The organism is Thalassoroseus sp. (assembly GCF_984380535.1).
The window spans coordinates 61,446-78,614 of the sequence record NZ_CFHRBF010000019.1; the positions used below are offsets into that span (position 1 = coordinate 61,446).

Genomic DNA, 17,169 nt, shown 5'->3' on the forward strand with positions numbered 1-17,169 from the left:
TGGGCGTTTTTTCTCTCCGCAAGGACAGGATGGTTAGCCGTGTGGAACGGGTTTCCTTCGCGTGGGAGCGGGGAAAGGTCGTGGGCCGGTAACGTTTGGCGTAACCGGGCGGCGGCAGTTGACATCGACTTCACATTCCGCCTGAACCGCCGCTCCGGTTCACGCAATGGTTAGCAGTTATTTCGCCATTGGCAATATCTCTTGAAGCCTATTTCGGCAAGTCGGGAAGACTGGCCATCAGCCCTAATGCCGCCCACGTTGTGCCCCAGTAAACAGCCGTCTCTTGGACGTGATCTTTCTTTTTGGCCTTTGTGCCTTGAACGGTCCATGAACCATCGTCGCCCTGAGTGCTGACAAGAAACTGCTGGGCCTGTTTGATCGAAGGATCTTCACGATTCACACCCGCGCGAGCCAACGCGTACATGGCCATCCCAGTTCCCAATGCATCACTCTTCTGGCCAACGAGCCAACCCCATCCGCCGTCAGCTTGTTGCTGTTTGCGCAGTTCGTTCACAAACTGATCACGCGATGTCCGATCGTTTCTTTGGGCGGCGAGCAGCAATTGAACGGCGTACCACTCTGTGCTTTTTCCTGGCGGGCTTTGTTTGATGAATTTCATCGCCCGTTGGACCGCGGGAGCCGCCTGTTCTTTGGGGCCTTCGTTGACGAGTGCCAGCGTGAGCCACATCGTGGAAACGCTGGCGGTCTCCGACTTAGGGCGTTTTTGCGATGGCAGCTGTCCGCCCGGTTTCCACGAGCCATCCGGTTGTTGTCCGTCCAGAAGCAGCGCAGCGAGTTCCCCGCGGCTGCCGTCTTGATCCGCGTTGCGATCCAGACTCAAGACAAGCTGAGCGACGCCTTCTTTATTTCCGAGGCCAACGACTTTGCCTTTGTCGTTCGTCGAGAGCGAGGAATCCACCGCCCATTTGAGCCACTCGTCGAGATTGTCACTGACGGCGAAGCCATTTCGCCGAGCGGCGTTCAGGCTCCAAACCATCGTGTTGACACGGTGGCAGGAAACACATTTCTTTTCTTCGATCCACCACGCACCTCTCTCCTGAATGTAGGGAATGCTGCGCTGTACGGCCTCTTGAACCTGATCGTTCGTCGGCGCATCCGCTGGCAACACGCCAACGACCGCCAACGCCAAAATGGAACTCGCAGTGAACATAGCAATACTCTCTCACGACACGAGTTATGAGTTGACACACATATCATAATCATAAACCCAACCGCACAGCGACTTCGACGCTACGCATCAGGCGATCTGTTTGGCGGTGCCTTCACTGCTAACGACCAGCGTAACCAGGCGGCGATGTCACGCGTTGATTTCAGATTCCGCGTGATTCGCCGCTCCGGTTCACGCAATTGTTATGTTGTGGGCTTTGACAATTGTTTAAGTCGCGTCTGCATTGTAGCGAGAAACTGCTTTTTGGATTCTTCCAGCACCGAGAACATAGGTGCGTTGCCAATCTCAATTGACTGACACGCGAAACTTGTGAAGCCCCGGATACTCCACGAATGCATCGGCATGACGAGGATCTCATCACCATCGGTCAAGACCAAAGCACCGATTACTTTCGCGTCAGAAGGAGTTTCGACTCGCTCTCCACCGACATGGTAGTCTTCCTTGAACCACTTGACGAATTGTGCTCGTGGAATCCGCCCTTCAACGACCGTTTTGTTTCCCTGTTTTCCGTCAAAGAGGATGCAGGCATATTTCACGCCATCGGCGGCCTGCTTTTCGTCGAGGTTCACGGTATTGCGGGTCGTACTTGGTCTTTCGGTCGTGGCGGCGTCTGTATTCACGTTCGAACACGCGAAACAACATGCGGTGATACTGGCGAGCGATACAACAATCAGGCACATCCGGCGATGCATAGTCGGCTCCTTAAAATACGGTATTCCGTGGCTATGTGGAGTATGACGATGAACCCGATGCGAAGGTTCCGGCCATGAAGTGCGGGCGCAGGAACAACATAACTTGGTTATCTCTCAACAGCTTACATTGAGAATACTCGCCGTAGTCAGGCCAGTCAATTTTCGGGACGGAACGGAGATCCATCGATTCCGCTGCGCGAATTGACCGAGCAAATTGCATTGGACGACCGAGCGGCTGATTTCATCGCTGAAGTTGCCAAGTTGGCCGGTCATGCCGCCTTCGCGGTGTATTGGATGAGCGGGAAGCCGGACGAAATCGAACTGACTTCAGAGATTCAAACGTCACTGTCATCTGCTGATCTTGAAAGTGATCGGCGTCCTACGTTCTCGACTGGTCGTCTTGTTTGGGTCGAGTGACGAGGGAGGTCGTTTTTGACCGGAAGACATCAAATTCCTCCGATGCCTAGACAACCACGCGGTCTTGCGTGAACATGAACCGCGTGAATGTTGTTGTTAGCCAATCGAAGGAAGTTTTGATGTCGTTGAGACTGATCGTCTTGCACTTGTTGATCTGTAGTGTGTTTCGTTGTGCCTACGCTGAGGAACCACTGCGAACCGCTGCTGATCGTCCGGTGGATGTCCAACACATCCGGCTGGAATTGGATGTCGATCTCGAAGCGAAGATGGTCTCCGGCTCTGCGACTCTGCTTTTCACGCCGTTGCGACCACTGAGAACGATCACGCTCGATGCCGTCGATCACGAGATTTCTGCCGTTACCGGGGGACTACAAGACGCAGAGCCAAAGGAACTCGCGACCACATACGATGGCAAACAACTCACCGTGGAATTTCCACAGTCCGTGAAACGCGGACAGCCTTGTCTGCTCACGGTGCATTACCAGGTGCGAGAGCCCGAGGACGGTTTGCACTTCTTTCAGCCCACCAAGGCGGAACCGAATGTGCGGTTGTCTGTATGGAGCCAAGGGGAACCGACTGCGAATCGCTATTGGATTCCGTGTTACGACAATCCGAACGAGAAACAGACGTCGGAAATGATCGTCACTGTTCCAGCAGGAATGGAGGCACTATCGAATGGTGAGTTAGTCTCACGCAAGGACGCCGAAAACAAGACGCGGTTCCACTGGAAGCAAAGTCAGCCGCATGTGTCGTATCTCATCACGCTCGCGGTTGGTGAGTATGTCGTCACCGAGGAAACATGGCGGGGCAAGCCAGTGACATATTACGTGGAACCCGATCACAAGCAAGAAACGCAGAGTACATTCGGTCGCACACGCGAAATGCTCGACTTCTTTAGTAAACGTTTCGGCATCGAATACCCGTGGGAAAAATACGCCCAGGTGGTTGTCGAGCAATTTGATTTCGGCGGCATGGAGAACACGAGCGCGACGACCCTTAATCAAAGTGTGATGCATGGGGAAACCGCATTGCTGGACAGCACTCCCGACCGCTTGATTGCTCACGAACTGGGGCATCAATGGTGGGGCGATCTCGTTACCTGCCAAGACTGGTCGCACCTTTGGCTCAATGAAGGATTCGCAACTTATTGCGAAGTGCTCTGGTGGGAATACAAACTTGGACGCGACGAACGCGACTATCTTCTTTGGCAGAAAAGCAAGTCGGCTCGGAGCGGCACAGCCCTCAAACGCCCAGTTGTCGATCGTCGTTATCCGCGTCCGTATTCCATGTTCGATTCGCGGTCTTATCCCAAGGGCGGTTGGATTCTGCACATGCTTCGTAGCCAACTCGGAGACGAAGAGTTCTTCGGTGCCATTCAACGTTATGGCACCGTCTATGCGTATCAGTCCGTCGAAACGACTGACCTCAGGCAAATCCTGGAACGCATGACCGGCTATTCCTTAGAACGGTTCTTCTACGATTGGACCGAACGACCAGGGCACCCGAAACTCGACGTGCGATCGGCTTATGAAGTTGACGACCAGCTACTTAAGGTCGAAATCAAACAAACACAAGACGAAGACGCCTTCGAATTCCCGTTAGCAATTGAAGTTCAGTTCGATGATATAGAATCGAAGAAACTCGAACGGAAAATCACATCGAAGAGTCTAACATTCTACGTGCCGGTCTCGTCGAAACCGAAGGCCATCCGAGTTGATCCCGACTATACACTGCTCGCCAAAATCACAGAGAACAAACCGCAAGCCTGGTGGAAAGAACAACTCCTCCATGGGGAAACCGTTCCCGAGCGTTTACGTGCGGTGGAACATTTTGGGGAAAGCAAACGGTCGGCGGATGTTGAACTCCTGAAAACGGTGCTCGCAAATGATCCTTTCTGGGGCGTGCGAGTGGAAGCGGCAGAAACGCTTGGCAAAGCTGGCGGTGACATCGCCCGAGATGCACTCGTCGCCGCATGTGAGCAAGACGAAGCCCGCGTGCGAACAGCGGCCGCGAAAGCACTTGGCAAATTCGTCAGAGATGAAGACACGCAACAAGCCCTGACGAAACTTTCCCAAAGAACCGATCCGAGTGAAGCGATGACGGCGGCTGTGATCGAGTCACTTGCCAAAGTCCAAGACGAGCCGAACTTAAAGCCCCTGATCGCTGCATTAGATCGCGATTCCAGGCAAGAAATCATTCGCAAAGCGGCCCTCAAATCGCTCGCGCAGTCTAGCGACCCAAAAGCGCTCGAAGTGTTACAGGAGTGGATCCGTCGCGGCCATCCCCGAAATGCCCGCGTGACGGCGATCGCCTCGGTCGCAGATAGCTTGACTCGACACAACTTTCCTGAGTCCAACACAAAACAAATTGTGGAGGACATGATCGAACTCCTCGATCAATCCGAGACCGCAACAATTCGCCGCGCAATTGCGGAAGCGATTCTTAAGCTCGGACGGCAAGCGACCTCTGCTTTGTCTGTGGTCGAAACCTTGGCCCAGCATGATCCAAACGGACGTGTGCGTGAAGCCGCCGAGAAAGCAGTTGCGGCCATCCGCACGGCCGAATCTCCAAAAGCGGAACTCAAACGGCTCCAAACCGAATTGAAAGAACTACGCGAACAAAACGCCGGCGTTGAAGATCGATTGATCAAACTCGAAGCGAAATGATTGTCCTAAGACTCCAGATCAAGCTTCGCGGTTTCAACAGGGATAGCGTCTTCGACTAAGGTGCTGACTCCTCACGCTCAAATTCTAGACTCTCACATTCACCGAGTAGAGTATGAAACGTTTGGTTTGTCTACTAGTTATCGTGTTTATCAGTCAAAGCGGGTTGTGCCATGCTGAGACCGAACGCTTTACCTATCTCGACGAAAACAATCCCTATTATCCGAATCTCTCATTCCCCAAACTGACCACGCCGCAGTGGGTTGGTGAAGATGGTGTGGAAGCGGTCGTCATCTTAGGGATTGACGACATGCGAGAGACAAAAAAATACGAAGACTACTTGCGACCAATCCTGATTCGGCTTCGGCAAATCGACGGGCGGGCTCCCGTGAGCATTATGACGAACCGTATCGATCAACGCGACGATCAACTGCAGCAATGGCTCGCAGAAGGACTTAGTATCGAGACTCACACATACGATCACCCGTGTCCCTTATTGCACGATGGCGATTTCGCCAAAGCTAAGTCGACTTACGATCGCTGTGTTGATTGGATGGCCGAGATTGCCAATTCAAAACCCGTCGCATTTCGCACTCCTTGCTGCGATTCCCTCAATACCGTTAGTCCACGATTCTTCGCAGAGATCTTCAACCGCACCACAGAAAGTCAGAACTTTCTCACCATCGATACATCGGTGTTTAATGTCTTCACATCGGATGACACACAGATACCGAAGAACCTTGTACTCGATGCCAATGGTCAAGAACGATTCTTGAAGTATGTGCCGGTCGATCGCAAGTTTGTGAACTATGTCGAGAACTATCCCTATCCGTATATCATCAATCGTTTGTGTTGGGAGTTCCCTTGTGTGGCTCCGAGTGATTGGTCCGCTCAGCATCATCACGGCGTCAACAATCCCCAAACGATCACGGACTGGAGCGCCGCGATCGACATCACAGTCGAGAAGCAAGGCGTGTTCTGTCTAGTTTTTCATCCGCATGGCTGGATTCGCAGCGATCAAGTTGTCGAAATGATTGACCATGCCGTCAAAACGCATGGCTCTAAAGTGAAGTTCCTAACATTCCGTGAAGCACAGGAACGGCTCGACAAGCATCTGCTAGACGGACACTCGATCCGAAATGACGTTGGAGATGACAATAACATTCGCTTGCTAGATGTCGATCAAGACGGCTTCCTCGATGTCCTGCGGATGAACGACGACCAACCAAATATCAAAGTTTGGCAGTCACAGAACTCGACTTGGAAAACAATCAAGACAGAAGATTACCCCGAAGACGTCCAACAGTGGCTAGCAAGTCGAAAGAACAAAACGAAGAACTCCGTCATTCAACTAGCAGATGGATCGAAGGTTGTTAACCAAGCGAGTTCTGGTGTTCGCTTCGTTGATATTGATGAAGATGGACATCAAGACCTCGTCCTATCAAATGCAGAACGCTATGGGATTTGGCTATACGATTCGAAAACCGCGACATGGAATCGGGAGATTCTTGCCGGCACACGAGGCGAAGAAAACACTGATGCCGCCTTGCCGCCAATTACGCGGGCTGACGGTAGTGATAATGGATTCTTTGTTCATTCACGCATGCTATGTTGGCAGAACGAAGACACGAACAAAAACGAAGGATTGATTGAAACGCGAACGTTCGATGAACTTCTCGAAAACACACAACCGACAGCCAAGTCGCCCACAGCCAGCCTGAAACTCTTAGAAACACGACCTGGGTTTCGAGTTGAACTCGTTGCGGCGGAACCGCTTGTGATGGACCCGGTCGCATTGGATTGGGGGCCGGACGGAAAACTTTGGGTGGTCGAAATGGGAGACTATCCTCTCAAGAACGAAGCCGATCAGTCATCCGGTGGACGGGTGCGGTATCTTGAGGATACCAATCAAGACGGTCAGTACGACAAGTCAACGCTATTTGCGGACAACATTCCCTATCCGACAGGCGTGATGGCTTGGAATGACGGAGTCCTAGTCACAGCCGCCCCGGATATCCTTTACCTAGCGGACACCAATCACGACGGACACGCCGATAAGAAGGAAGTTCTATACACAGGTTTTGGTGAAGGGAATCAGCAGCATCGCGTTAACGGTTTGCGTTGGGGGCTTGATAATTGGATCTACTGTGCGAACGGAGACAGCAACGGCAAGATTCGTTCGATGAAGACTCAGAAAGTCGTCGACATCAGCGGACGCGATTTTCGCATTCGCCCGCAAACCGGAGAATTAGAAACCCAGTCCGGCCGCACGCAATTTGGCCGAAATCGGGACGACTGGGGGAACTGGTTTGGATGCAATAACAGCAACCCAATGTTCCATTTCGTATTGAACGAACAATACCTCAGTCGCAATCCTTATCTCAGTTCTCCCGGTTCTATTGTGCAAGTTTCCCAGACGCCGGGAGCAGCTCCTTGTTTTCCGATCAGTCGCACACTTGAGCGGTTCAATGACTTCAATCGAGTCAATCGATTTACCTCGGCCTGTAGTGCGATGATCTATCGGGATGATGTCCTCGGTGCAGAGTTTTCTGGGAACTCCTTCGTCTCCGAGCCGGTGCATAATTTGGTTCATCGCGAAATTGTACAACCCCGGGGACTAACATTTTCGAGTGAACGAGCGCCAGGCGAGCAGCAATCCGAGTTTCTGCGTTCGCGAGACAACTGGTTCCGACCGACTATGATTCGCACCGGACCGGACGGTGGACTTTGGATCGCCGACATGTATCGACATGTCATCGAACACCCGGAGTGGATTCCCCAGGAATGGCAAGACCGACTCGACCTGCATGCCGGTCATACAATGGGACGCATCTATCGAGTGTTGCCAGTCGGGACTCGTACGCGACCGGTCATGAACTTCGAGCAGTTGTCGGCTCAGCAGTTGGTCGCTGCTCTTGACGACTCAAACGGTTGGCAACGGGATCTCTGTCAACGTCTGCTAGTCGCTCGCAAAGATTTGTCGGTCGTGGAATCACTCGAAACGATGGTGAAAACCAACTCGAATCCCGTCGCTCGTCTCCACGCGCTTTGTACTCTCGATGGGTTGCAGGCTCTCACTTCCGATATCGTGTTAGCGTCACTTGCGGACTCGCATCCGGGAGTTCGACGCCATGCGATTCGCTTGTCAGAACAGTTCGTCATCCAGTCCACTCGTATCACAAAAGAACTTGTTCAACTTGTCGCCGATGATGATCCACAGATTCAATTGCAGTTAGCTTATACATTGGGTGAGTGGCAAGAGGCGGCAAGTGGTGAAGTTCTTGGAAAACTAGCGATCAAAAAACTCAACGATCAGTACCAGTTGGCTGCGGTCTTAAGTTCTCTTCATCAAAAGAATCTTGCGTCATGTCTTCGAGTGGTATTAAGTCACCCGGGCAAGACCGACGACTTGCAATTGCAGTTCTTAGAGATGGCAGGACGGCTGGGAACCATCGATACTCAGCATGAAGCAGTCCGCCTCGTTTTAGGGGATCGAGTGAGTGACTTTAAGCCATCTCAGTTTCAGGCCATCGCGGTTATGTTGGAGGCCATGGATCGCAAAGAAGCCGCCGAGAAACTGTTCAACGAGTTTGATCATCGGGCAAATCGCATATCCCTTGGTTCGTTGACGAAGGCGGCTTACCAGAATGTGTTCGATCGTGATCAACCCATTCCACTACGATTAGCTTCTCTTCGCTATTGGAGCGTCGTTGCTTCGGTGCTGCCGATGGATAAGACAATCGAAACGCAACTCGCGAAGTTACTCGTTCCGCAAGAGCCAGTCGAAATACAGTTGGCAGCCGTTCAAACACTAAGCCACCTTGCGAATGCAGACGCGAGTTTTCAAGTGTTATCGAATCATTGGAACGGACTTAGCCCAGCGGTACGAGGGGAAAGTCTCGATGCGTGTCTCAGCCGACCGAGATTGACGCGACAACTTCTCCAAGCACTGCAAGCAGGTTCGATTGAAACCAACGAGATCGACTCCACAAGACGACAACGCCTGCTGAATCATTCCAACCAGGAATTGCGGAAAGTTGCTGAACAGGTCTTTGCAACTTCGATCGATTCCAACCGCGAGGATGTGCTGCAGAGGTATCAAGGTGTTCTCTCGATGAACGGCCAAGTGCCAGCCGGAGCAACTGTGTTCAAACAACGCTGTTCCTCTTGTCATCGTTTGCAGGGGACCGGGCACGTCGTCGGACCGGATTTGGCGGCACTCAAAAACACATCGCCCGAGTTCTTGTTGACGGCCATTCTCGATCCGAACCGCGCGATAGAATCCAAGTTTCTCAGCTACACGGCTTTGACATCCGAGGGCCTCACCTATTCCGGGTTATTGGCGAGTGAAAGCGGAAACAGTATTTCGCTTGTGATGCCCGAAGCGAAGCAAGTCGAGATTCTTCGACGAGAACTCGATGAACTCATTTGCACGCAGAAGTCGGCAATGCCGGAAGGGCTGGAAAAGGATTTGAGTCCTCAAGACCTGGCCGACGTCATTGCATTTGTGGCGAGTGCGGGGGCAGGGCGGAAACAGTTCGAGGGCAACACCCCGATGCTGGTGGAAGCGAACGAGGATTCTTCGCTGCAGCTCTTGGCAAGTCAGTGCGAGATTTACGGGCCGAATCTAGTCTTCGAGCAGCAGTATCAGAACTTGGGGTTCTGGGGGAGCATGAATGATTATGCCGTTTGGCGTGTTCGCGTGCCGCACTCCGGCCAATATCGAGTCCAACTGACTTATGCCTGTGCTCCGCAAATGGCCGGCAATCAACTGAAGCTGCAACTCGGCCCAGTGGCGGTAACGGGGCAGGTCAAGAAGACGAACGGTTGGGATGACTACCGCGAACTCGATCTCGGGCAAGTGCAACTGTCGAGCGGAGAGCAACAAGTCCGACTGATACCGACAGCGATGCCGAAACAATACCTCCTCGACCTAAAACAGATCCGCTTGACCCCGACGAGAGCCGACTAAGTTGTCCGCCCAAAACCGCAACCCACACGAAAGAGCCAGTGATGAAGAAAACATGGACAGGGGTGGTTGTCGTGTTCGGACTGCTGGGCGGATATGTCGGCAGCTACTTGGCTCGGACGGAAAAACACGTATGGCTCGGCACCCACGGCCCAGCCCTCATATTCCGGGTCTGCAAATCGGGACAAATGATAAAATTTTACAAACCGCTAGCCGACATCGAATCCCGCATCGTCGGCCAGAAAATCTTCCTCGTCAAGTGACAAGGCAGTCTAACGCACACACCGCTCGCACTCGGCGTCTCCAAGAAAGTCGAGAAATTGGCCGCTGCGACCGCCCTGCACGTCACCTACTACAACTTCTGTTGGCGACCGCGCAACCACCAAGGCGGACACCGCTTGACGCCTGCGATGGCCGCTGGCGTGGTCGATGAACTGTGGAGCATCGAGCAGTTGTAGGATGAAGTCATGGACCTGCGAGCGAGTCGACAACGAGCCGTACGGAATCGGCGGTTGTTGGGACGGTTGCGAAGCGAGTAATTCCCGAAATGATCGAACCTCGCTAGAATCACACCTAGCGGGGTTTTTCATGCGCTCAACGAAAGGGAAGCGATGAAGTCCGTTCGGACCGCGTTGATTGTCGTGATGGTGCTGCTTGGAGCGTATGTGGGAGGCTACTTTGCTTTCACGTATGACGTGACCGTGAGTCCGACCAGATATACGAGTTCCCGTCCGTACAAATGCCGTTCATTTCGGCACTTCTGGTTAATCGACGTTTATGAGCCGATGCGTGCGATAGAATCCGCGGTCACAAATGTAGACGTCGAGTTCGCCATATTCCTAGATCTCGACCTTTGAATTATTTCGCAGGAATTCAAATTAGGACACTACCCAAACGGTAGGTGGGGTCCGCGTTTGAAATGCGATTTTGAGCGATTGGCACAGTGTGTGCTATCACCGCATTCTACGTGGACGCTGCCTTTTTATGAGAAAGGTAGTGTCTGAATATGATTTCGACCAGTCAGAGTGAGTGGACAACTTGCCACAACACGGAAACAATGAAGGTTCCTTTGTTTCCGTGGGAGAAATCTGTGGCAACTCATCAAGTCAATCTGGACGCACTTATTCCTAGGGAGGATTTTGAAACTGTTCCGGCAAGCGATCCGACAGATTCAGATATTACGTACACGCTTAGAGTTACAGACCTAACTTCCGACAGTTTCTTGTACCCTACGTTACGAAAACCAGATTTTCAGCGAGAAACGTCAAACTGGACTTCACAGACCATTGCTGAATTTGTGCAGAGTTTCCTGGAAGGCGATTTAATTCCTGCAATGATTTTGTGGAAATCGCCAAGGAGCGGCAATCATTTTGTGATCGACGGTGCGCACAGATTAAGTGCGCTGATTGCATGGGTGAGAGACGACTACGGTGATGGTGTATTGTCGAGCCGGTTTTACGACAACCTGATTGCACCCGAACAAAAATCCGCTGCGGAAAAAACGAGACGAGCCGTCAACAACCTTGTCGGATCGTATCGGGACATTCACGCAGCCGGTTTGAATCAAGGCAATTCGCGACAAGATTATGTCATGAAGGCAAAGAAGTTGGGCACTCTTGCTGTCCACCTTCAGTGGGTGAAGGGTTCAGCGAAAAAAGCTGAGGACTCGTTTTTTAAGATTAATCAAAAAGCAACTCCAATTGACCCAACGGAGTTGCAAATCATTCAATCGCGAAGAAAACCAAACGCAATCGCGGCACGCGCGTTAATTCGGGCAGGTGTCGGCCACAAGTATTGGTCAGAATTCCCCGTCGAAATGCAGGATGAGATTGAAAAGCTGGCCAGAGAGATATACGACATGCTTTTCACGCCTGTACTTGAAACCCCAATCAAAACTCTTGATTTGCCAGTCGCGGGGCGAGGTTACTCTTCCGCAAGCGTGAAGCTAGTTTTTGAATTCGTGAATTTCGCGAATGGCTTGCGTACAAAAAAACTGCTTGCTGATTTACAGAACGATGACAATGGTGAATTGACTCTTCAGTACCTAAAGAAGGTTCGTGCTCACGCGAGACGGATTTCTGATAATCACGTGTCTTCTCTTGGATTGCATCCGGCTGTCTACTTCTACGGGGCAACGGGGAGATATCAGCCGTCAGCGTTTCTTGCAACGATTCAGTTCTTACAGGAACTCCACGAGCAAGACAAATTGCACAAGTTCACAAGTGTGAGAAAGGATTTCGAGCAATTCTTGGTGGACCACAAATACTTTTCGAACCAGATTATTGGGGAAAAAGGTAGCGGCACAAGGTCACTGCCGTCGCTTCTTGAATACTATTGGGTGTTATTTGGAAAGCTGCTGGGTGGAGCTAGTGAACGCGAAATCCTTAAGGCATTCAGTCAAAACGACAATCTTCGGATGATTGAAAAAATGACCCTCGATGAACGGCGATCAAAAAACAAGTTCTCACAGGAAACCAAATCTTTCACGTTCCTTCGCGACTCACTTGAACATGCTGTTCGATGTGGGATTTGTGGCGCACGGGTTCATAAAAAATCCATCTCGATTGATCACGTTGAGCGTAGAGAGGACGGCGGATCGAACACGGCAGACAATGCTCAGCTTACGCATCCGTTTTGCAATTCCGGTTACAAAGAGCGGCTGCATGCGGATAACAAAACCTGAAAGACAAACGAACCTCTTAGGATTTGCCGCATCTTTGTTTTCATGTTCACTTCTAGCCATCCAACAATATGCAGCGCGAACCGCAGGGAGAGTGGTCCGCGCCTTGGTGGCGCAGCAGATTTATAGTCTGCCGTAGGAACCCGCTTTTGCGGGCTGGGTTCGATTCCCCGCTCTCCGCTTACTTTGAGTGGGACGCTTGGCGTAGCTCTCTTTTTGCAGCCGCCTTGAGTCGATCGCGAATCCAGTCCGACAGCGACAAGCCCGCCGATTCAGCAGCTTGCTCGAACTCCGCTTTTTCCGCGTTATCCGCTCGCAAGTAAATCCGTGCGGTCTGAGTACGCTCGCCTTTTGGCGGAAAACCCCGCTGCGGTGACACAGCGGGGTTTTCTTATGCGCTCGCCGCGCGACAATTAAACGTGTCAGGTCACCTGTTTAGAGGTTCATTGAATGTCACAATTTGGTCATTTCGCCACACAGGCGAGCGGTATCGCTTATCAGTCACCAGATCAGTTTGTCAAAAAGCTCGCGGGGATTGTGCGAGACCTCGCCAGAGAATGCGACCGGCTTGAAAAGCTGGCCGAGGAAGCGAAAGAAGAAGCTCGCCGCGCTAACGAAGCGAGCGAGAAACAATTTCCCAGGAATTCAAATTAGGACACTACCCAAACGGTCGGTAGTGTCCGCGTTTGAAATGCGATTTTGAGCGATTGGCACGGAAGTTGTGGCCACACAGCAAAAAAGCTACCGTAAACAGGAGCCGCTGTTTACGGTAGCAGTGGAGTCAATTTGACCATCAATCTTGCGGCACGATCGCCGGGATCGGTTTCTCAGCCACAAACCGGATCGCGTCTTCTGGCGTCACAAATTCAAGCAGTTCCCATCCGTTTGCAGCAGCGTGAACAGTTGCTGTCATCAAATTCATTCCTGCAAGCCACGAAAAGTCGTAAGACTTGATTTGCCATTTGTCGCTGCCGGGGTGAGAAACGAGATGAAGCAAACCTCCACTTGGAAGCGGGACCGATTTATTCTGGCCACCAGCACGTCGGTACGCGCGGTCTTTCTGATCGTCTGCCCAACGATGGAAGTCTTCCACGCTAGCGGGCGACAACTTCTCTGGCATCGATAGTATAACTACGCCGTCATCAAGGCTCGTATGCTCTTTCCTCATTCCCTGCGACGGCGGATTATCAATTCCAAAGGTGTTTTGGACGGGTGTCGAATCTAATCCACGGTTTTCGTTTTTTGGTTTGAGTACGTGAAGAGGTGTTTCTACTTCCTCAGATTTTTTCGCAATTGTGAGTTCTGACATTGGAACGTAACCACCTTCCTCCTCGATGTAGGCATATCCCTCCCCGTCGTTGTAATTGATTTGAGTAACTTTACGCGGCTCAGGGAATTGATCTTCGCCTTGCGAGGTCCATTGGACAAATGACCCGACCTGAATTTCATAATCTGAGTCTTCGGGGCCATTTTCATTATTGGAAGTGTCCAGCGCCTCGTCAGTGTCTTTTTTGCCCAGTTTTGCGAACACGACAGTATCGACAAACTCGTCGATGAATTCATCCACAGACGACTCATTGAATCGATTCCCTTGTCGGTCAAAGAGAAGGTATTGCCTCATTGCTGCCTTCGGTGGCAAATCGCCGGTGCTGCCAAACTCACTCCAAAGCTCATTGTGAACCTTTGGTAGCAAAGCGGCCTCTTTCAGCAGCTTTGGACGATCGCTATGGTCGCCGCGAATTTTTGCGCCGGATTCAGACACCTTAACCTTTCGAGCATCCCCGCTGCCTGCATCGTCAATCAACCCAAACGCCTTTAGTGCCGCAACCACCTGCTTACCATAGGCGCTGCCTTTCTTCATTCCCCAAGCTTCTTCGAAAACTGCCTGCATCGGAACGAAGTGCAGTTGGCCAAATTTGTATAACTTATCAAGGTACGGCAACGCACCTTGAAGGTTAACAACTGGATAGTTCGGACTGCGGTTTCGTTTTGTTTTCGTCATTGCCCCCCCTTGCCAATCTCAAGTTTGTAGCACACCCATAACCATACCAACCTTTAACCCATTCGTCAAACTCATAATTTTTATTGAATCATCCATTGTAAAAACCCATAGGTGGAGTTAGTATGCTTGCACGCACTTGAAAGGAGGTCGAAATGACCAGAAGAGTTGAAGGTCTTGGTGATCGTGTTGCCATTGCCAAGACCGTAAAAGAAAAGAGCCTCAATCAAGTTTAGGATGGTACCCATTACTTGATTGAGGCGAGGCGACTTTTGGAGACACGAGTTCGGTTTGGTGTCGGCTCGTGTCTCTGTTTTTTGGTTGGAAGGTAGCCCGCGTCTTGCTCGGCGCATCGGTCTTATAAACCGACGGAGGGACATGGCGTTTGCCATGTGGGTTGGACTCCCCTGCCTTCCGCTTTTCAAACACCTTGGAGTCGCGTCAACGACCCCAAGGCTTTACTACAACCAGACGTCTCCGCCTGAATGCAGCGTGGTAACCCGTATTCTATGCGGAAACGTCGCTTCTGGGAAGCACGTTTCACAATGGCTAACTTTATTTCGCGGGATCGTCAGATCCAGGTTTTACGCATGCTGGTTGAAGGTTCTTCCATCCGCAGTACCGAACGCTACACCGGGACGCATCGCGACACGATCATGCGACTTCTGGTCCGCTTTGGGAATGCGTGCGAGGAATTCCACGATCTCGCGTTGGCGAACGTCTCCGTGGAACACGTCCAGTGCGACGAAATTTGGACGTTCGTCAAAAAGAAAGAGGCACGGCTCGACAAAAAGGAAAAGCGGTCCGGTCGGCTTGGCGATATGTACCTCTTCACGGCATTGGACACGGACACGAAGTTGATGGTGTCTTACTTACTCGGCAGACGGACGGCGGAAACCACGGAGACGTTCATCCGTGACTTGGAAAGTCGCATGGTTCGTCCGCCGATGGACGCTGGCGAGTTCTCTCCGCAGATCAGCACGGACGGCTTCACGCCATATCAATCCACGATTCGCGAAGCGTTCGGTGAGACGGCTCGCCACGGCGTTCTCGTCAAAAATTACGTCAATCCCGAGGTCGGTCGGTATGCTCCGCCGGACATGGTGAACTCCAACCGGACCAACATACGCGGCATACGGGATTTGTGGTCGATAGTGACCAGTCACGTCGAACGCCACAATCTGACGATCCGCACGTTCATGAAGCGGTTTACACGGTTGGCGCTCGGCTTCTCCAAGAAAGTCGAGAACTTGGCCGCTGCCACGTCTCTCCACGTCGCGTTCTACAACTTCTGTTGGCGACCGCGACACCATGAAGGCGGGCACCGTTTGACGCCTGCAATGGCCGCTGGCGTGGTGGATGAATTGTGGAGCATCGAACGGTTGTACGATGAAGTGATGGAGTTGCGAACGAGCCGACAACGGGCGGAACGGAATCGGCGGTTGGTGGAACGTTTGCGAGGTGAGGGAAAACAGTAGCGGCAAAAAAATAGACGCCTTCCCAAAAGGAAGGCGTCGATCTGAGGCCAGAGGCTCTCAGAGTGGTCACTTGCTTAACGCAAGGTAATATACGTATTGTCGGCTTAAAATGTCAACCAAATTTAAGAAAATTTGAGAAGATCCATGCCAGAGCGAGTAAGCATCTTTGTAGATGGATTCAATCTTTATTACGGAATGCGATCAGCCGGATTTCGGCGGTTCTACTGGCTTAATTTTCGGAAGTTGGCTGACAATCTACTCAGGTCCAACCAAGAACTCGTGGCTGTAAAGTACTTTACAGCAAGGATTTCCGGAACAATGCCGGGAGCAACTGCAAATGTAAACGCAAGAATGCAAGCGAAGTCGCAACGGCAGTCTGTTTTCCTTGCAGCAGTGGATGCTCTTGATAAAGTGTCAATTCTGTATGGACACTACAACACCAACAAAACTGCACAATGCCGTCAATGCAACAACCAATGGGCGACACCAGAAGAAAAAATGACTGATGTGCAAATTGCCACGCACATGATCGTTGACGCTTTTCAAGATGAGTTCGATACGGGAATTGTGATATCAGGAGACAGCGATCTAGTTCCACCGGTTCGGGCGATTCGGCAATCTTTGCCTCAAAAGAAAATTCTTGCGTTTTTTCCTCCCCGTAAAGTGTCGACCCATCTCCGTCAATCATGTAACGCACATTCAAACTTAACGCGGTCGCATTTTGCCAGATCCCAACTAGACAATCCTTTTACTCTGCAAGACGGTCGAGTCCTGCATTGTCCTACTGAATGGTCGTAACGACCTAAAGAAGCCCTGTTGCGCGGAGCAGCGGAGTTTTCTCATGCGCTCGCCGCTCGAATTCCGCAAACAGTGAACACTTATTCTTCCGGAATTCAAATTAGGACACTACCCAAAAAACGGTCAAATCCGGTTATTTTATCAAATACCAAGTGTCTAGCTCGATTGTGTTTTGTGGTTGGCTTGGGTTGAGTTTTTGGGTGCGCGGATGGGGCGGGTTTGCGGGGGCGTTGCGGTTTGGCATCATTTTGGGGTGTGCGGTGTCTTGGTAAGCATCGGTGGGG

At 51.6% G+C, this 17,169-nt stretch carries 13 protein-coding genes; 9 read left to right on the forward strand and 4 right to left on the reverse strand.

Annotation, left to right across the window (positions count from 1 at the left end; all coding sequences use genetic code 11):
• Positions 1-208: 208 nt before the first annotated feature.
• Both AC5DDB_RS23790 and AC5DDB_RS23795 read right to left on the reverse strand, forming a co-directional pair.
• Positions 209-1,171, reverse strand: a complete 963-nt coding sequence (locus AC5DDB_RS23790) for a prenyltransferase/squalene oxidase repeat-containing protein (RefSeq protein ID WP_491742254.1) — start codon at positions 1,169-1,171, stop codon at positions 209-211.
• A 200-nt stretch (positions 1,172-1,371) separates the two neighbouring features.
• Positions 1,372-1,881 (reverse strand): hypothetical protein, encoded by a 510-nt coding sequence (locus AC5DDB_RS23795; RefSeq protein ID WP_491742255.1) that lies wholly within the window; start codon positions 1,879-1,881, stop codon positions 1,372-1,374.
• 201 nt (positions 1,882-2,082) lie between these two features.
• Between AC5DDB_RS23795 and AC5DDB_RS23800 the strand changes: the two genes are divergently transcribed.
• The 6 genes from AC5DDB_RS23800 (at position 2,083) to AC5DDB_RS23825 (ending at position 12,613) form a co-directional block, all read left to right on the forward strand.
• Positions 2,083-2,298: a hypothetical protein gene (locus AC5DDB_RS23800; RefSeq protein WP_491742256.1), complete on the forward strand. Its 216-nt coding sequence runs from the start codon at positions 2,083-2,085 to the stop codon at positions 2,296-2,298.
• 119 nt (positions 2,299-2,417) lie between these two features.
• Positions 2,418-4,964 carry a M1 family aminopeptidase gene (locus tag AC5DDB_RS23805; protein ID WP_491742257.1) on the forward strand — a complete coding sequence of 849 codons (2,547 nt, stop codon included), beginning with the start codon at positions 2,418-2,420 and terminating at the stop codon, positions 4,962-4,964.
• 112 nt (positions 4,965-5,076) lie between these two features.
• A complete protein-coding gene (locus tag AC5DDB_RS23810; protein WP_491742258.1) occupies positions 5,077-9,933 on the forward strand; it encodes a PVC-type heme-binding CxxCH protein in 4,857 nt (1,618 codons plus the stop codon).
• Between the two features lie 41 nt (positions 9,934-9,974).
• Positions 9,975-10,193: a hypothetical protein gene (locus AC5DDB_RS23815; protein WP_491742259.1), complete on the forward strand. Its 219-nt coding sequence runs from the start codon at positions 9,975-9,977 to the stop codon at positions 10,191-10,193.
• Between the two features lie 57 nt (positions 10,194-10,250).
• Entirely contained in the window at positions 10,251-10,388 is a 138-nt protein-coding gene (locus tag AC5DDB_RS23820) for a hypothetical protein (RefSeq protein ID WP_491742260.1), read from the forward strand.
• 599 nt (positions 10,389-10,987) lie between these two features.
• Positions 10,988-12,613 carry an HNH endonuclease family protein gene (locus AC5DDB_RS23825; protein ID WP_491742261.1) on the forward strand — a complete coding sequence of 542 codons (1,626 nt, stop codon included), beginning with the start codon at positions 10,988-10,990 and terminating at the stop codon, positions 12,611-12,613.
• Positions 12,614-12,791: 178 nt separating this feature from the next.
• Here AC5DDB_RS23825 and AC5DDB_RS23830 read toward each other — a convergent pair whose 3' ends face one another.
• Positions 12,792-12,989 carry a plasmid mobilization protein gene (locus tag AC5DDB_RS23830; RefSeq protein ID WP_491742262.1) on the reverse strand — a complete coding sequence of 66 codons (198 nt, stop codon included), beginning with the start codon at positions 12,987-12,989 and terminating at the stop codon, positions 12,792-12,794.
• A gap of 71 nt (positions 12,990-13,060) precedes the next feature.
• Here AC5DDB_RS23830 and AC5DDB_RS23835 point away from each other — a divergent pair, with 71 nt between their 5' ends.
• Positions 13,061-13,264: a hypothetical protein gene (locus AC5DDB_RS23835; protein ID WP_491742263.1), complete on the forward strand. Its 204-nt coding sequence runs from the start codon at positions 13,061-13,063 to the stop codon at positions 13,262-13,264.
• A gap of 139 nt (positions 13,265-13,403) precedes the next feature.
• Here AC5DDB_RS23835 and AC5DDB_RS23840 read toward each other — a convergent pair whose 3' ends face one another.
• Positions 13,404-14,612: a hypothetical protein gene (locus tag AC5DDB_RS23840; RefSeq protein WP_491742264.1), complete on the reverse strand. Its 1,209-nt coding sequence runs from the start codon at positions 14,610-14,612 to the stop codon at positions 13,404-13,406.
• Positions 14,613-15,154: 542 nt separating this feature from the next.
• Here AC5DDB_RS23840 and AC5DDB_RS23845 point away from each other — a divergent pair.
• Together AC5DDB_RS23845 and AC5DDB_RS23850 are read left to right on the forward strand one after the other, a co-directional pair.
• Positions 15,155-16,087 carry an IS1 family transposase gene (locus AC5DDB_RS23845; RefSeq protein WP_491742265.1) on the forward strand — a complete coding sequence of 311 codons (933 nt, stop codon included), beginning with the start codon at positions 15,155-15,157 and terminating at the stop codon, positions 16,085-16,087.
• A 144-nt stretch (positions 16,088-16,231) separates the two neighbouring features.
• The gene (locus AC5DDB_RS23850) at positions 16,232-16,885 is read left to right on the forward strand and encodes an NYN domain-containing protein (RefSeq protein WP_491742266.1); all 654 of its coding nucleotides are present in this window, start codon (positions 16,232-16,234) and stop codon (positions 16,883-16,885) included.
• Positions 16,886-17,169 lie beyond the last annotated feature (284 nt).